At 67.4% G+C, this 15,780-nt stretch carries 12 protein-coding genes and 2 pseudogenes; 5 read left to right on the top strand and 9 right to left on the bottom strand.

The features are described from left to right. The coding region (ccsB, locus tag ACYVD1_RS28845; protein ID WP_460777661.1) for a c-type cytochrome biogenesis protein CcsB at positions 1 to 665 on the top strand (665 nt) is incomplete at its 5' end. Between the two features lie 420 nt (positions 666 to 1,085). On the opposite strand, the pseudogene ACYVD1_RS28840 reads toward ccsB, so the two are convergent. The 6 genes and pseudogenes from ACYVD1_RS28840 to ACYVD1_RS28815 form a co-directional block, all read right to left on the bottom strand. Continuing rightward, positions 1,086 to 1,715: pseudogene (locus ACYVD1_RS28840) on the bottom strand (MFS transporter); the annotation flags it as partial. A 147-nt stretch (positions 1,716 to 1,862) separates the two neighbouring features. Beyond that, positions 1,863 to 3,935 (bottom strand): heavy metal translocating P-type ATPase, encoded by a 2,073-nt coding sequence (locus ACYVD1_RS28835; RefSeq protein WP_460777660.1) that lies wholly within the window; start codon positions 3,933 to 3,935, stop codon positions 1,863 to 1,865. 93 nt (positions 3,936 to 4,028) lie between these two features. Beyond that, positions 4,029 to 4,292 (bottom strand): hypothetical protein, encoded by a 264-nt coding sequence (locus tag ACYVD1_RS28830; RefSeq protein WP_460777659.1) that lies wholly within the window; start codon positions 4,290 to 4,292, stop codon positions 4,029 to 4,031. A gap of 33 nt (positions 4,293 to 4,325) precedes the next feature. Continuing rightward, a complete protein-coding gene (locus tag ACYVD1_RS28825; protein ID WP_460777658.1) occupies positions 4,326 to 6,653 on the bottom strand; it encodes a heavy metal translocating P-type ATPase in 2,328 nt (775 codons plus the stop codon). Beyond that, the gene (locus ACYVD1_RS28820; RefSeq protein ID WP_460777657.1) at positions 6,643 to 7,635 is read right to left on the bottom strand and encodes a hypothetical protein; all 993 of its coding nucleotides are present in this window, start codon (positions 7,633 to 7,635) and stop codon (positions 6,643 to 6,645) included. The genes ACYVD1_RS28825 and ACYVD1_RS28820 overlap by 11 nt, the downstream gene beginning before the upstream one ends. A gap of 1 nt (position 7,636) precedes the next feature. Beyond that, a complete protein-coding gene (locus tag ACYVD1_RS28815; RefSeq protein WP_460777656.1) occupies positions 7,637 to 7,849 on the bottom strand; it encodes a heavy-metal-associated domain-containing protein in 213 nt (70 codons plus the stop codon). A 117-nt stretch (positions 7,850 to 7,966) separates the two neighbouring features. On the opposite strand from ACYVD1_RS28815, the gene ACYVD1_RS28810 reads away from it, so the two are divergent. Both ACYVD1_RS28810 and ACYVD1_RS28805 read left to right on the top strand, forming a co-directional pair. Further along, positions 7,967 to 8,413 (top strand): FAD-dependent oxidoreductase, encoded by a 447-nt coding sequence (locus ACYVD1_RS28810; RefSeq protein ID WP_460777655.1) that lies wholly within the window; start codon positions 7,967 to 7,969, stop codon positions 8,411 to 8,413. Between the two features lie 94 nt (positions 8,414 to 8,507). Continuing rightward, complete coding sequence (locus ACYVD1_RS28805) at positions 8,508 to 9,062, top strand: hypothetical protein (RefSeq protein ID WP_460777654.1); 555 nt, start codon at positions 8,508 to 8,510, stop codon at positions 9,060 to 9,062. 329 nt (positions 9,063 to 9,391) lie between these two features. On the opposite strand, the gene ACYVD1_RS28800 is transcribed toward ACYVD1_RS28805, so the two are convergent. Beyond that, on the bottom strand, positions 9,392 to 9,925 hold the full coding sequence (locus tag ACYVD1_RS28800) for a roadblock/LC7 domain-containing protein (protein ID WP_460777653.1): 534 nt from the start codon (positions 9,923 to 9,925) through the stop codon (positions 9,392 to 9,394). 725 nt (positions 9,926 to 10,650) lie between these two features. On the opposite strand from ACYVD1_RS28800, the gene ACYVD1_RS28795 reads away from it, so the two are divergent. Both ACYVD1_RS28795 and ACYVD1_RS28790 read left to right on the top strand, forming a co-directional pair. Further along, positions 10,651 to 11,730 carry a PLP-dependent cysteine synthase family protein gene (locus ACYVD1_RS28795; protein WP_460777652.1) on the top strand — a complete coding sequence of 360 codons (1,080 nt, stop codon included), beginning with the start codon at positions 10,651 to 10,653 and terminating at the stop codon, positions 11,728 to 11,730. After that, the gene (locus tag ACYVD1_RS28790; RefSeq protein ID WP_460777651.1) at positions 11,727 to 13,061 is read left to right on the top strand and encodes an MFS transporter; all 1,335 of its coding nucleotides are present in this window, start codon (positions 11,727 to 11,729) and stop codon (positions 13,059 to 13,061) included. Before ACYVD1_RS28795 ends, ACYVD1_RS28790 begins: the two co-directional genes overlap by 4 nt. 141 nt (positions 13,062 to 13,202) lie before the next feature. Here the strand turns inward: ACYVD1_RS28790 and murJ are convergent. Together murJ and ACYVD1_RS28780 are read right to left on the bottom strand one after the other, a co-directional pair. Continuing rightward, positions 13,203 to 14,798 (bottom strand): annotated as a pseudogene (murJ, locus tag ACYVD1_RS28785) (murein biosynthesis integral membrane protein MurJ). A gap of 191 nt (positions 14,799 to 14,989) precedes the next feature. Beyond that, positions 14,990 to 15,640, bottom strand: coding sequence for a GNAT family N-acetyltransferase (locus tag ACYVD1_RS28780; RefSeq protein ID WP_460777650.1), 651 nt, complete (start codon positions 15,638 to 15,640; stop codon positions 14,990 to 14,992). Between the last annotated feature and the right edge of the window lie 140 nt (positions 15,641 to 15,780).

The following is a 15,780-nucleotide window of genomic DNA, read 5'->3' as shown; positions in this document are numbered from 1 at the left end:
CGGCGGGGCGCTGGCCCTGGGGCAACATGTTCGAGTTCGTCGTGGCGATGTGCCTCGTGGCCGTCGGCGGGCTCCTCTACGCCGCCTGGCGCTACCAGGCCCGCTTCCTCGGCGCCTTCGTGCTGGTCCCGGTTCTGCTCCTGCTGGGCATCGGCGTGCGCTGGCTGTACATCGACCCGGGCCCGCTGATCCCGGCCCTGCAGTCCTACTGGGTGCCGATCCACGTCACCGCGCTGATCCTCGCGGGCGGGGCGTTCATGGTCTCCGGGGCGGCGGGCATCACCTATCTGGTGGCGCACCGCGCCGAGGCCAAGAAGGCCCTGGGTGACAAGGTCGCCGGTATCTCCGGGCTCCTGCCCAGCCCCGAGCTGCTCGACCGCATCTCCCACCGCTTCATCCTCTTCGCCTTCCCCCTGTGGACCTTCGGCGTCATCGCCGGTTCGATCTGGGCGGACGAGGCCTGGGGGCGCTACTGGGGTTGGGACCCCAAGGAGGTCTGGTCCTTCATTACTTGGGTGATCTACGCGGCCTACCTGCACGCCCGTGCCACCGGTGGCTGGCGCGGACCGAAGGCGACCTGGATCAACGTGATCGGCTTCCTCACCGTCATGTTCAACTTCTTCGCGGTGAACTACATGTTCAGCGGTCTGCACTCCTACGCCTGACCCGCCGCCCCCTGGCAGGGGCCGGAGCAGATTCGGACACCGCGCGTCCGTGTCAGTCCGGCCCCTTCGCCCTCCCGCTGACCACCGCGGTGCGTGTGAGCCGCATCCCCCATGCGACCCCGATATCCCCCGCGGCGTTTGGGCCCCGAAGGCGCCTTCTTCCTCCCAGACATGCTCTTCCCAGGTCACGCGGTCGCGGATCGCGCGGGCTTGATCAGGACCACGGCGGTAATCAGGGCGACTGAGCAGTCCGGCACCTATGAGGAAGGCAACCGCGTAGCCGTGGGTGAGCCCGGCGGCCGACCCCGGGTCACTCTGCGCGGCGGAGACCGAGACGGCGACCACGTTGAGCACGAAGAGCCCCACCGCCCCACCGATCTTGCGGATCGCGTTGGTCAGGGCACTGGCCACCCCGGTGTCCTCGGCCGCCACCCCGTCCAGAATCGCCTTGGTCATCGTGGTCAGGGCCGCGCCGATACCGAGGCCGATCGCCAGCTGGGCGGGCAGTACCAGCGTCCAGATCCCGCTCTCGGGGGTGACTGTGGCCAGGCAGGCCAGGCCCGCCGTGCCGAGGGGACCCGAGATCATGATCGTCCTCGGGCTCACCCAGGTCATGATCCTGCCCGCGCCGAAGGAGCCGACGAGAACGCCGATCCCGCTGGGGATGAAGGCGAGACCGGTCATCAGCGGTGAGTACCCTCGCACGATTTGTAGGTAGTAGGTCAGGAACAGGAAGAAGGCAATGAGCGCCGCTCCGACGAGGAACACGATGAGGTAGGCGCTGCCGCGTACACGGTCATAGACGACGCGCACGGGAAGCAGGGGGTGCGGTGACCTGTGCTCGATCAGGACGAACAGGCCGATCAGTACCAGCCCGAGCGCGACGAAGGCGAGCGGAACAGGGTCGCTCCACCCGGTGCCGACCGCCAAGGAGATTCCGTAAACCAGTGAGCCGATGCCGAGCGTGACCGTCACCGCTCCGGATACGTCGTAGCGCCTCGCCCCGGAGGAACGGCTCTCGGTGATCAGAAGGGCCGCGGGGATGAGCACGGAGATCGTGAGGGGCAGGTCTGGCCCTATATACACCCGGGCAGCGAGGGAGCGCCCCTTGTCGCTGAAGCATTCGTGAGCGCTCTTGGTCGTGGCGGCCACCGTAGATACTCCCGATGCATCAGTCTTGTCCCGCCGCGAGCGCCGTCACCGATCATTGCCGCTTCCCGTGAAGCGTGCGGCGCTGTGGGCTGGGGCTAGATCGAGACGCCGCAGGAGCTGCGCGTTCAGGGCGACCACGACGGTCGAGGCAGACATCAGGATCGCGCCGATACTCATCGGCAGGACGAACCCGATAGGTGCGAGGACTCCGGCCGCCAGCGGAACGGAGATGAGGTTGTAGCCCGCCGCCCACCACAGGTTCTGTTTCATCTTCCGGTAGGAAGCGCGCGAGAGTTCGATCACCGAGAGCACCGACCGGGGATCGGAAGAGGCGAGGATGACGCCCGCGGAGCCGATCGCGACGTCGGTGCCAGCACCGATGGCGATGCCCACGTCGGCCTGGGCCAGGGCGGGAGCGTCGTTGACCCCGTCGCCGACCATGGCGACCTTCTTGCCCTCGTTCATGAGCTCGGCGACCTTGGCGGCCTTGTCTTCGGGGCGAACACCAGCGAAGACCCGGTCGATGCCCAGGTCCTCGGCGACGGTGTCGGCAACGGCCTGTGCGTCGCCGGTGATCATCACCACCTGCAGATCTGCGGCGTGCAGGGCGCCCACGGTCTCGCGTGACTCGGGCCGGATCTCGTCTGCCAGACGCAACCCCCCGATGACCTGTCCGTCTGCCAGGACGTGCAGGATGATCGCCCCTTCGGCGCGCCACCGGTCTGCGATCGGCCGTTCGGCGACGTCGCGCTCTTGGAGCAGGTGGGGTCCGCCGACCTCGACCACCGCGCCCTCGACGGTGGCCTTGACACCGACCGCCGGGGAGGAGGAGAAGTCCTCGGCCCTGGGCGGACGCAGTTCACGGGCAGCGGCGGCGTCCCGGATAGCCCTGGCCAAGGGGTGCTCGCTGTCGGCTTCGGCTGCGGCGGCCAAAGCCAGGACCTCGTCTTGGTCGCGGCCTTCGGCGGGTTCGATGGCGGTGACCGTGGGCTCGCCCTTGGTCAGGGTTCCGGTCTTGTCGAAGAGCACCGCCTGCACGGTGCGCGTGGACTCCAGGGCGAGGCGGTCCTTGATGAGTACACCGCCGCGGGCGGCGCGTTCGGTGGAGATGGAGACCACCAGCGGAATCGCCAGGCCGAGTGCGTGGGGGCAGGCGATGACCAAGACCGTGATGGTGCGCACCACCGCCATGTCGGGCAGCCCGAACAGTGACCACACGATCGCGGTGATCCCCGCGGCTGCCAGCGCGAACCAGAACAGCCAGGCGGCGGCCACGTCCGCGATGCGCTGGGCCCGAGAGGAAGAGGCCTGGGCGTCGGTGACGAGCTTTTGGATTCCGGCCAGTGCGGTGTCGTCGCCGATCGCGGTGACCTGGACTCGAAGCCCGGAGTCAGTGGCGACCGTACCGGCGACGACGTGCCCTCCCGTCTCACGGCGCACGGGTTTGGATTCTCCGGTGACCATGGACTCGTCGATCGATGCCGAACCATCGACGATCTTTCCATCGGCGGGCACTGAGGAACCGGGGCGGACGATGACCACGTCACCGACCAGCAGATCGGCGGGGGCGACCTTGACGACCTCGTCGCCCTCGAGCTTGTCGGCCTCATCGGGCAGCAGGGCGGCGAGCGAGTCGAGCGCGGAGGTGGTCTGGGCCAGGGAGCGCATCTCGATCCAGTGGCCCAGCAGCATGATGACGACCAGCAGCGCCAGTTCCCACCAGAAGTTCAGCTCGTGGTCGAGGATGCGCAGGCTGGCGCCCCAGGACGCGATGAACGCCACGGTGATCGCCAGGCCGATCAGCAGCATCATGCCCGGCTTCCAGGAGCGGATCTCGGAAACCGCGCCGACCAGGAAAGGCTGGCCTCCCCAGAAGTAGACGAGCGTTCCCAGCACCGGCGAGACCCACCAGACCCACCCGGCATCCGGCAGCTGGTAGCCGACCAGATGGGCGAACATCTCGTTGAAGCCCACCACCGGAAGGGCCAGGACGAGCATGATCCAGAACAGCCGCCGGAACTGCCCCACATGATCACCGTGTCCGTTGTGGTCGGCATGATCGTGCTGGCCGGGGTGCTCCTCAGAAGTGACGGTCTGGTTGTTTCGCGTTGAATTCATGCTCATCCTCCTTCATTCGCCCCATCGCTCTGGGACGAGGGTCCGGTGCTTTGCGAAAGGTCGCCCTCCGAAAAGCACCGGCTCGGGTGTGGGTCACGCGGTGGCGTACCGCTCGGGGTCGGCGTCGAACAGAGGGCCGCAGGAGTCGCAGCACAGCCAGTACCGCTGCCCGTCGTGGTCGCGGTAGAGGCCGAGTTCCTCGGCCTGGGATTTGATCACCGGAGTGCCTACCATGACCGGGCACTCGGCGACGTCCTGGCCCGGCGCGGAAGTCAGGTGCTCCTCCGTTGGTGCGTGGCCGCAGCAGTCGCCCGTCTTTGCGGTGCTGTCGTGGTCGCGGTTGCCTGGAGTCGTCATGAGGAGTCCTTTTCTATGGTGTTCGGTTCACTGTCAGGCGTTCATCGGTTGGCGGGCTAGCGCCCGGTTGGTGGTCGAGGATGTCTGGGCCTCGTCGGCGTGAGCCTTGAAGCTGCGCAGGCGCAGGCTGTTGCCGACCACGCAGACGCTGGAGAAGGCCATCGCTGCTCCGGCCAGCATGGGGTTGAGCAGCCCGAAAGCGGCCAGCGGGATCGCTGAGGTGTTGTAGGCGAAGGCCCAGAACAGGTTGGTCTTGATGGTGCGCAGCGTCCGACGGGCCAGGCGGATCGCGTCCGCCGCAGCCCGCAGATCACCGCGGACCAGCGTGATGTCGGCGGCCTCGATCGCCACGTCGGTTCCAGTGCCCATGGCCAGCCCCAGATCGGCTTGGGCCAGGGCGGGGGCGTCGTTGACGCCGTCGCCGACCATCGCCACGACCTTGCCCTCGCCCTGGAACCGGGCAACGACGTCGACCTTGTCCTTGGGAAGCACCTCGGCGATCACACGCTCAATGCCGACCTCGGCGGCGACCTGCTCGGCCACCGCCTGATTGTCCCCGGTCAGAAGCACCGGGGTCAGGCCAAGCTTCTTGAACTGGGCGATCGCCTCGGCGGAGGTGGGCTTGATCTGGTCGGAGACCACCAGCACACCGCGTGCGGCACCATCCCAGCCGACCGCGATCGCGGTCTTGCCCTCGGCCTCGGCTGCCTGCTTGGCCGCGCGCAGGTCCTCGTCGAGAGTCAGTGACCACTCAGCCAACAGCGTCTCGCGGCCCGCGACGACGGCGTGCCCCTCGACCACGCCCTGCACACCTTGGCCCTCGATGTTGTCGAAGGACTCCGGAGCAGGAAGCTCACCGACCTCAAAGGCCGCACCAGCGGCGATGGCCTGCGCGATAGGGTGCTCTGAGTAGTCCTCCAAGCCACCAGCCAGGCGCAGCAGCTCGGCGCGGTCCACCCCCTCGACGGCGATCACCCCGGTCAGGGTCATCTTGCCGGTGGTGACAGTGCCGGTCTTGTCCAGCACGACGGTGTCGACCTTGCGCGTGGACTCCAGGATCTCAGGGCCCTTGATGAGCACGCCCATCTGCGCGCCGCGACCGGTTCCCACCAGCAGCGCGGTCGGGGTGGCCAGCCCCAGGGCGCACGGGCAGGCGATGATAAGTACGGCCACCGCCGCGGTGAATCCGGCGCTGAGCGGGAATCCGGCTCCGATCCACGCTCCCAGGGCGCCCACGGCGATCGCGATGGCGATCGGCACGAACACCCCGGAGACCCGGTCGGCCAGGCGTTGGATCTCGGCCTTGCCGGACTGGGCGTCCTCGACCATCTGGGCCATCTGCGCCAACTGCGTGTCCGAGCCCACCCGCGTGGCCTTAACAACCAGGCGGCCTCCGGCGTTGACGGTGGCGCCCGTGACGTTGTCGCCCTCGGTGACTTCCGCCGGCACGGATTCGCCGGTGAGCATCGAAGCATCGATCGCGGAGCGACCCGAGGTGATCACCCCGTCGGTGGCGATCTTCTCCCCGGGGCGGACGACGAACTCATCCCCCACAGCGAGCTCATCGATAGGGATCCGCTGTTCCCTGCCCTCCCGCAGGACGGAGGCTTCCTTCGCGCCGAGTTCGAGCAGGGCACGCAGCGCCGCACCGGCACGGCGCTTGGAGCGCTTTTCAAAGTAACGGCCCAGGAGAATGAACGTGATCACCCCGGCGCCGACTTCGAGGTAGATGTGCCCGAAACCGTCACTGCGCGAGATCGTCAGCTCGAAGGGATGGACCACGCCCGGCTGTCCGGCCGTGCCCCAGAACAAGGCGATGATCGACCAGATGAGCGCGGCGGTGGTACCCACGGAGATGAGGGTGTCCATCGTGGCCGCGCCGTGCTTGAGATTGGTCCACGCCGCCTTGTGGAAGGGCCAGCCCGCCCAGACCACGACGGGAGCGGCCAGCACCAGGGAGGCAAAACCCCAGTAGTCGAACTGCAGCGCGGGAATCATCGCCATCGCAATGACCGGCACCGCCAGGCTCGCCGCACCGATCAGCCGCTGCTTGAGGGCACGCAGCTCCGTTTCCTCGCGCGACTCGCTCTCGTTCTCAGAGTTGCCCGCGCTGGCTTGCGGCGAGGCGGGAAGCGTGGCCGTGTAGCCGGTCCGTTCCACCTCGGAGATGAGCGCCTGGGGGTCTAGGTTCGCCGGACCGGTGACGCTGGCCTTCTCCGTGGCGTAGTTGACGCTGGCCTTGACGCCGTCGAGCTTGTTGAGTTTCTTCTCGATCCGGTTCGCGCACGAGGCACAGGTCATGCCGCCGATCTGCAACTCGATGCCGCCACCGGCTGTGCTGGTGGCGGGTTCAGTGGTCATGGCCGTCTCCGTCCTCGTGCTCATCGCCGGTGCCCGAACCGTCACCGGAGTGGCCGTCCTCGCTCGGGCTCCGGGTTGGGTCGGCGGTCGTGTCGATGACCAGCGGCGCGGTGTGCACCTGTCCGTCGACCTGGAAGTCCAGGTACAGCAGGTAGCGGCCCTCGGTGGGCGCGGTGGCCTCGAACGTGATGTCCGGACCGGCGGTCTGCCCGGCTTCGGGCTCGGCGCCGTGTGAGTGGACGTGCAGGTAGGCCAGGTCCCCGTCACGAAGCGCCACCAAGTGGCCGAAGGCCCCCAGGTAGGGCTCCAGGTCCGTGACCGGCTCGCCATCACGGGCCACGGACACGGTCAGCTCCGAGGGCTCACCCGCGACCAGGTCTCCTCGAACGCTGATGTCGAATCCACCGGCGTTCGTCTCGGTGACCGGTTCACCGACAGGAACCGCAGCGTAGTCACCGGTCACCTGCACCGTCGTCGACAGGGGCATGTCCTCCCCGGTCGCCGAGGGCACGAAGTCCGCGAAGATGCGATAGGTTCCGGCCTCCTCCCACTCCCAAGGGATCGACCAGGTGCCGTCGGCGTCCAGTTCAGGATGGACGTGCCGGAAGTGCTGTCCGTCGGCGCGGACGGCGATCAAGTGCATTTCCTTCTCGTGGTTGAGCTCGAATTCCGTCACCGACTCTCCCCCAAGCGTGCTCACCGCGAAAGTCAGCTCGCCCTCGATGCCCGTCTCCTGCGGGGCGCTGACCCCGGTGAGCTGATGGCCGTCTTGAGCGAGGCCGAGCCCGAGTGAGGCCGCATCGCCCGCGGGTGCCCCGTGTCCGGCGGCGTTCGCGTCGCCTTCCTGGCCGTGGTCCGTGGTCTCGGCCGACCAGTTGCGCACGGTCTCTTCGGGTACCACCGCGTTCGCTGTGAATCCAGCGACGGCGAACACGGCCACCAGGACCACCCCGTACAGGGCCAGCTTCATTGATGCGTTCAAGTCAGCTCCTCGTGGCTGCGTATCCGGCCTCTTCGACCGCGGCGATCACGGCCGCGTCATCGATCTGCTCGTCGGCGGTGACGACCAGGCGGCCCGAGGCGGAGCTGACCTCGACGGTGGCGACTCCCGAAAGGCGGGACACCTCGCTGCGGACTGCCCCCTCGCAGTGTCCGCACGTCATCCCCGTAACGGCGTAGGTCTGCGTGGCACTCATCTGGCCGTCCTCACATCTCATCGATCAACACCATGTACCCATGTGGGGTATGTTTACCAGTCCAGATATACCCCCTTGGGGTATATGAGTCAAGTAAGGACCAGCAGGAGGAGAGCCATGTCGGCACACCAGGTAGTGGTTCTCGGCGCGGGAGCGGCGGGAACGGCGGCAGCCCGAGAACTCATCACGACCAGCGGAGTCGGTGTCACACTCGTCGGCGCCAGCGACCAAGCGCCCTACAACAGGACCCTGGTGAACAAGGGGGTGGCCGTCGGGCTCATCACACCAGAGCAGGCCACGTTGACGCCCCCGAGCGAGCCCTTCGTGGCCGACACCGTTCGCCGAGTCGACGTCGCCGCACGTGAGGTACACCTCGACTCAGGCGCGACCCTGGGCTTCGATGCCCTCATCGTGGCGACCGGCAGCACCCCCAGGCTCCTGAACGTCGATCCGCGCGGCGTCCGCGCCGCCTCGCGGGCAGGGCGCCTGACCACGCTGCACTCGATGCACGACGCGCTACGCGTGCGCGACCTGCTCGCCCGCACACCCACCCGGCACGCGTGATCATTCTGGGCGCCGGGCTTAACGGGGAACCGCGGAGTTCGACGAGCTCGACCGCAGGGAATATCGCCCCAGGTTCGGGACGTCGCGAGGGCTGGTGGATGAGATCGCGCAGAGCCGCGCGGGCGGAGGGGACCGAGCGCACATCGGCGAGGGTGATCGCCTGGGGATCCATATGGAGCCGTTCGGCCACGGCCTGGGGGTCGGGTTCGGTGCCATCAGCGTGGTCAAGCACTACTTGTACTGGCAGTTCCAGGGGCCGTACCAGTTCCAGGGCATGGGCAGTCTCGGTCACGCGTGCAGGGCGGGCGATGATAATGACGGCGCATGCGTCACGGGCTGTGCTCGGCCACACGGCATCCCAGAGTTGCGAAGCTGGCAGGTTCACCAGGCACAGGCGCATATCACTCACGGGCACCTGTCCCATGGTGATCAGCATCTGTCGCGGCTCGAACCTGGCTGGGAGGGTGGTCGTCTCCTGTTCATCTACTTCGGGGTCGAGCTCCTGGGGGACTGCTTCGAGCACTGTCTCCTGCACGGCCAGGGGACGGTTGTGGGAGCAGGAGCCCACGAACTGGCGCGCTGGCAGGTCTTCGCCGAGCACCAGGATCTTCGCCGAGCGCAGATCCGGGTCGAAATGGCCGGAGGCTGACAGACCGTCGCACAGGTCAACCAGAGGGGTGCGCAGAACTGTGTGCGGACGCCCCACCTTGGCCCGATGGCGACGCAGGAGTTCGGTGACGGCCAGGATCACCGCGCCGCGGCTGAGCCCCGCACGGGAGGCGATCTCCATTACCGACACCGGTGCGCGAGCGTGCTCGAGATCGTTGGCCAGTCGCCACACGGTGCCCGCCAAGCGGTCGAGGGCATCGGTGCGGGCCAATGTGTGGGATGGCCCCACGGCGCGGACCAGGGTGTGTTCACCGAGTACCGGCAGGAGCGGGTTCTCAGGCTTGTACGGGGCGAGCGCGGTGGGGGGCATCAGCGGGCACCCACCAGAACGGAAGGCATCACCTGAAGCTCCCGGGCGATCTGGTCGGGCACCAGATGTGCGACCTGATTGGCGAACAACGCCAGCGTGTGTGCAGTGTCCTTTACCTGCTCGCGGTCCACCTCGGCGCCGACCCACACCGCCGGGGTGACGGGCAGCAGGATGAGGGCGCCGTCCGTGAAGCGAACCACCAGGCGGTCCAAACCCTCATGGCTGTTCTCGGCGGCGTAGTGGCGCGCGATGTTGACCAACCCCGAGCAGGTTGCGGCGAGCTGTTCGATCACGCTCGGAGAGAACCCGCTGCCAGCGTCGAGGACGCGACCGTCTCTGGCGAAGACGAACGACTGGACGCCCTTGTCGGTGAGTGTCTCGACCTGGGTGTGCAGCTGTTCGGGTGCGATCGGTGACGTGCCTGTGTCTGGGGGACGGGAGTCATGACTCCCATCGTGTGAGTCCTCGCAACCGAACTCTAAATTTGATTCGCCGAAAATTACCGTATTTGACGGTAGTTCAATGCGTGTCATTGTGGTAATTGCGAAGGATTTCTGTGGCCACAGCCACGACTGGGACAGTGGGGTCCAGACGCTCCTGTTCCGATTCCAGGAGCATGGTGCGGCGTGAGCGAGCTGCAGACCATGTTCGACCGAGCCCACAGCGAGGCAGGGGGCACTCCCGCTACCAGCGGTGCATGCCGCAGCGCCCGCTCGTCCCGTCTGGCCTTTCGGGCCAACTGCGCGAACGACCGCATACAGGCGTCGGAACCGACCAGGCATGCAGATTAGCGGTCAACGAAGGAGCGAGTGCGCTCACCCATCGGGAGAGCACTACGGAGCACCCCCGGTGTTTGGCCGGTGACTCAAATCATCCAAGCCACTGTCGCAACACCGGGGACACACAACAATTACATTTGTAGTATCTGGGCCATGCACATACAGGCCGTGATCACAGCGAGCCGACGAGGCATCGTGACCTGGCCACGAACGCTCGCCAGCGAGTGTAGGCGCCCTTGCCGTGTCCGCGGAGCGACGCACTGACCCGAGGACCATGACGCCCGCCCACTCCCGCGCCCCGCGTTACCCGTTAACCACCCCGGGACCGGGCCGGCCGCGCCGCCCATCCGGCACGCGGCCCCTCCACCAACGCGCCTCCACATAGGCGCGGCTTATGAGAGAAGGCTATGCAGACCAACACTTTGAGTGCTCCTGTGCCCGAAATCAGCCCAGGGGGGCTTCTGACCACCCCGTCAACCATGCCCCAGCACACACCTGCGGGCGTTGTCGGCAACACCCCGATGCTGTGGATCGGAGCGCCGCTCTGTGAACCCCGTCAGGGGTTCTGGGCCAAGCTCGAAGGCCACAATCCAGGCGGCATCAAGGATCGCCCCGCGCTGCACATGATCGAATGCGCGCGCCAACGCGGCGAACTCGCCCCGGGCGCGACGATTGTCGAGTCCACGAGCGGCACCCTCGGGCTCGGGCTCGCTCTGGCCGGCATTACTTATGGTCACCCGGTGTCGTTGGTGTCCGACCCGGGCATGGAGCCGCTGATGCGGCGTCTGCTGACCGCCTACGGCGCCACCGTGCACACCGTTACCGAGCCCCATCCGACCGGAGGGTGGCAACAGGCCAGGTGCGACCGTGTGGCAGAACTCCTGGCTGCAGAGAACGGTGCCTACTGCCCGGATCAGTACAACAACCCCGACAACGTCGCGGCCTACACCTCGCTGGCCCACGAACTCATCGCCCAGATCGGCCGCATCGACACGCTGGTGACGAGCGTCGGCACCGGTGGCCACTCAGCCGGTGTGTCCCGCGCTCTGCGCGAGTTCTTCCCGAACCTCAAAGTCGTAGGGGTGGACACGGTGGGCTCCACCATCTTCGGCCAGCCCGCCCAGAAGCGCCTCATGCGCGGGCTGGGCAGCAGCATCTACCCGCGCAACGTCGACTACGAGGCCTTTGACGAGGTGCACTGGGTGGATGCGGCCCAAGCCGTGCAGGCGAGCCGCTCGTTGGCGGTCTCGCACTACACCAGCGGCGGCTGGAGCGTCGGCGCGGTTTCCACAGTGGCCCGGTGGCTCTCCCGCGTGCGCCCCAAGGCCGAACGTATCGTCGCCGTCTTCCCTGATGGGCCCGAGCGCTACTTCGACACCGTCTTCAACGACGACTACTGCCACGAGCACGGACTGCTCGAAGCGCCGGTGCTCGACGAACCTGACGAGATCGCCCACACCACACAACGCACGGTGACGCGCTGGACCCGCTGTAGTGGCGTGGTCAACCCCAGGCAGGCAGACGAGGTCCCGGCCGACATGGCGGGGGGAGAGCGATGATCACGACGTGGAAGCGGCTGCGCAGCTTCGAGACCAGCATTCAGCTGTTGATGCTCAACCAGTTGACCATCAACACCGGTTTCTACATGCTCATGCCCTACCTGGCCTTTCACCTCACCAACAGCGTAGGCATGACGGTGGCGACGGTCGGGCTCATTCTGGGCGTGCGCAACCTCAGCCAGCAGGGCATGTTCCTGGTGGGCGGCAGTATCGCCGACCGACTCGGCTACAAGCCGGCCATCCTGGCCGGCTGCGCCTTGCGCACCGTCGGCTTCGCCGCTCTGGGGTTCGCCGACTCACTGGTGATGCTTCTGCTGGCCTCGGCGGCGACGGGCTTTGCCGGTGCGTTGTTCAACCCGGCGGTGCGCGCCTATCTGGCCCAGGATGCCGGTGAGCGGCGGTTGGAAGCATTCGCCCTGTTCAACGTCTTCTACCAGACGGGCATCCTTATCGGCCCCCTGATCGGCATGGCGCTGATCACGGTGAACTTCTCGGTCGTGGCCAGTGTCGCCGCCGCGCTGTTCCTGGTCCTGACCGTCCTGCAGGCCCGTGCTCTGCCGGTTCGACGCGCCCCGGCAAGCGAGCAACGCGCGGGTATCACCGGGGTGCTGGCCGACTGGCGCAGCGTGGCCACCAACCGCCCCTTCGTGATCTTCACCGTGGCCATGGTCGGTTCCTACGTGCTGAACTTCCAGGTGTACCTGGCCATCCCGCTGGCCGTGCAGGATGCCGTCGCAGCCGCGGGCATGGGCTCGACCGCCGGTGACATCGCCGTGGCGTCGCTGTTCGCGGTCTCGGCGCTGGTCGCGATCGCCGGCCAGGTGCGCATCACCGATTGGGCCAAAGGCCGCTGGGGCCCTGCCCAGGCGCTCCCCCGGGGGCTGGCTGTCATGGCGCTGGCGTTCCTGCCGATCCTGGCGACCCCGCCGATCAGCGCCGCCCTGAGCGACTCGACGATGCCAGGGCCGGTGGTGGCCGCGCTCATCGTTGCTCCAGCCATGGTCACGGTGGGTCTGCTCAGTCTCGGGGCGATGCTGGTCTACCCGATGGAGATGGACACGGTCGTTCGGCTCGCTGGCAATCGCCTGGTGGCCACGCACTACGGGCTGTACAACACCGTCTCCGGGATCGGCATCACCCTGGGCAACTTTCTGGTCGGCGCAGGCTTGGAACTCGGCGCACCGCTCTCGACCACGGTGCCCTGGCTCGCGCTCGCAGCCCTGGGCGGTGTGGCCTCGCTGAGTTTGGTACTGATCGGCAAGGCGGGAGGCTTCACCCCGAAGGACGAGGGATCCGAGGTCGGTGAACCGTCCAGCTCATCCAGAGTCTGATCCCGCCCGCCTGTGGCTCTGCAAGGGCCGGGGACGACATGCGCACTGGCGGGATGGTCGTGTGGTGGCTCCGACCAGCGACCAGCCTGCCGGGCGTGGCCGGCAGCTCGCGGGCGGGCGATCCGGGCTCACATCGTGCGGTCAGCGCTGACGGCGCCGGGTGCGCAGTGCGCTGCGCACCTGGTCACCCAGGGCTTGGACCTCTTCGACCCGCAGTACATGACCCGCTACGAGGTACAGCGTTGCGGCCACCGTGCAGCCTGCCAGGGGTCCTACAAGGTGGGTGAGGACAAAGCCGGAGGTGTCGCCCACCCAGAAGGTCTGCATCGCCCATGCGGCCAGCGCCCCGGGAGCGGCGATCAGGTGCAGCTTGACGACGGCTGCGACGGTGCGCCGGGCGTCCAATCCCCCCAGGCGCCGCGCCAAAATCAAACCGCCCCACACCAGACCGGCGACGTAGGAGAGCATGAACCCGGCCGCGATACCTGCCACCACCTGGTGCGAGGGCAACAGGACATAGGCGGGCACAGCGATGAGCGCGTGCACGGTGACGTTGGCGATCGACAGCAGGGCTGGGGTGCGCGTGTCGCCGGTGGCGTAGAAGACACGCAGGAGAAGTTGGTAAGCGGTAAAGGGTAGGAGCCCCAGGGCGAACACCGTCAGTACAGAGGCGATGATCTGGGCGTCGGCGACCGAGGTGTTGCCGCGAGCGAACACCGCCACGCACAAGGGCTCGGCGTAGACCACCAGGGCGAGAGCGAGAGGAACCAGGAGCGCCGAAGGGCCACGCAGTCCTCGGGAGAAATCCGCGCGGACCCGCGCCCAGTCCTTGTCCACGGCGTGCGCGCTCATGCGCGGCAGAAGAACGGTGATCACCGATACGGCGATGATCGCGTAGGGCAGTTGGAAGAGCTGGTAGGCGTAGTTGTAGGCGGTGAGACCGGCGCCGGCCCCGCTCTCCTGGGCGGCCGTCGCCCCGGCACGGTTGGCCAGGTTGGCGGTGAGGAGGAACCCTGCCTGCATGGTGCACACCAGCAGAAACATCCACCCGGCGGCGCGCAGAGCCTCCCCGAGCCCCGAACCTTTCAGGTCCAGGCGGGGACGCCAGCGAAAGCCCGCTCGCCACAGAGCGACCTGCAGCACCAGGGCCTGGGTCGCGACCCCGGCTGCGGTCCCTGCTCCCAGGAGGGCGATTTCGGTCTCGGTGATGGTCTCGGGGGTGCGGTGCGGGCCGGCGAGCCAGAGGAAGGCTCCGCCCACCGCGATGATGACCAGGTTGTTCAGAACCGGGGTCCAGGCGGGGGCGGCGAAATGATGGCGAGCGTTGAGCATGGCGCTCGTCAACCCGCTGAGCCCGATGAAGAAGATCTACGCGAGTAGGTAGCGCCCGAGAAGGACGGCGACCTCGTGCTGTGTGTCGGTGAATCCACCGGCATAGAGGCTGATGATGGGCTCGGCCAGCAGTACCGCGACGGTACTGATCATCGCCAAGAGCACAAGCGCGCAGGTCAAGAGCCGGTTCTCGGTGGCCCGTCCGCCATCGGCGTCGGTTGTGCGCCGTCGCACGAGGAAGGGGACGATCACGCTGGCCATCAGGCCGCCGATGAGCAGGTCGTAGACGATGAAGGACAGGGTGTTGGCGGTGTTGTAGGCGTCGCCGAGCAGTTGAGTGCCCACCGCTGCGGCCAGGACCAGGGTTCGCGCGAACCCGGTCAGGCGCGAGGCTGTCGTTCCCATGGCCATGACCACGCCGGACCGCACCAGTCCGGTGTCCGTCGTGGGTGGTCGGGTGCCGGTGCCGGTGGCGTCGGGCTCACGTCCGGCGGGGGCGGCGTCGCGCTCCTGGTCGATGTCGGCTCCTTCGTGGGCCATGGGGCATCTGCTTCGCTGATCGGCCCCGGTTCCGGGACGGGCTGCCGGGGCGGGGGTCACAGGTCCAGGGTGAAAGGCACCCAGGGCTTGTTATCGAGGTCGTGTTGGACGGTGTGTTCGCGCCAGCCCCGGCGCTTGTAGAAGTTCCGGGCGGTGTCGTTACCCGGTCCGGTGTACAGCCGCAGCTGTTCCACGCCGTGCACGGCCGCGATGCGAACGAACCCCTCCACCAGAGCGGTTCCCACACCTGCGCCCCGCCCCGGTTCGTCCACGGCGATGTGGCTGAGCACGCCGGTGCGCACGGGCTCGCCCTCCGCAGCAGTGGTGGGCGCAGTTCTGCGGCGGATGCCCCGCAGGTAACGGCGCGCGCGGGTACGCATGAAGTGGGCGGTGAGTTCGGGGCGCGCCAGCAGGGCGGTCGCGCCGACCCGGGCCAGTCCCCAACGGCTCAGGTCGATCGTGTGGCGATGGTGTGCGACCTCGTCGGTGGATCCCACCAGGAATCCGACCATCGTGCCCTCGACCTCGGCGACGAGGGCGACGGCAGCGGGGCTGGTCAGGAAGGTCCGATAGTAGCGCCGCAGAAAGCGGTCGCCCAGTTCGACGAAGAAGCCCGTGGGCAGGTTCGTGCGGTGCAAGCGGACCGCCGTGGGCACGTCGGCGAGTTCCATGGCGCGCAGCGACACCGGTGGCGTTGGCGAAGACATGACCACAATCTACTACAAATGTAATAGTAAGCTGTGCCCGCCGACCGAAGGGAGCACCTTGCGAGAGCGAAAGGCCTGGCCAGCACAGGTAAAGCATCCCGAAGCATCTATCACTAATGTAGTAGCTAGCTGCTGGATGT

It is taken from the genome of Nocardiopsis nanhaiensis, assembly GCF_054778635.1.
Note: the sequence above shows the minus strand (reverse complement) of the source record. Positions and strands in the feature narration are given on the sequence as shown.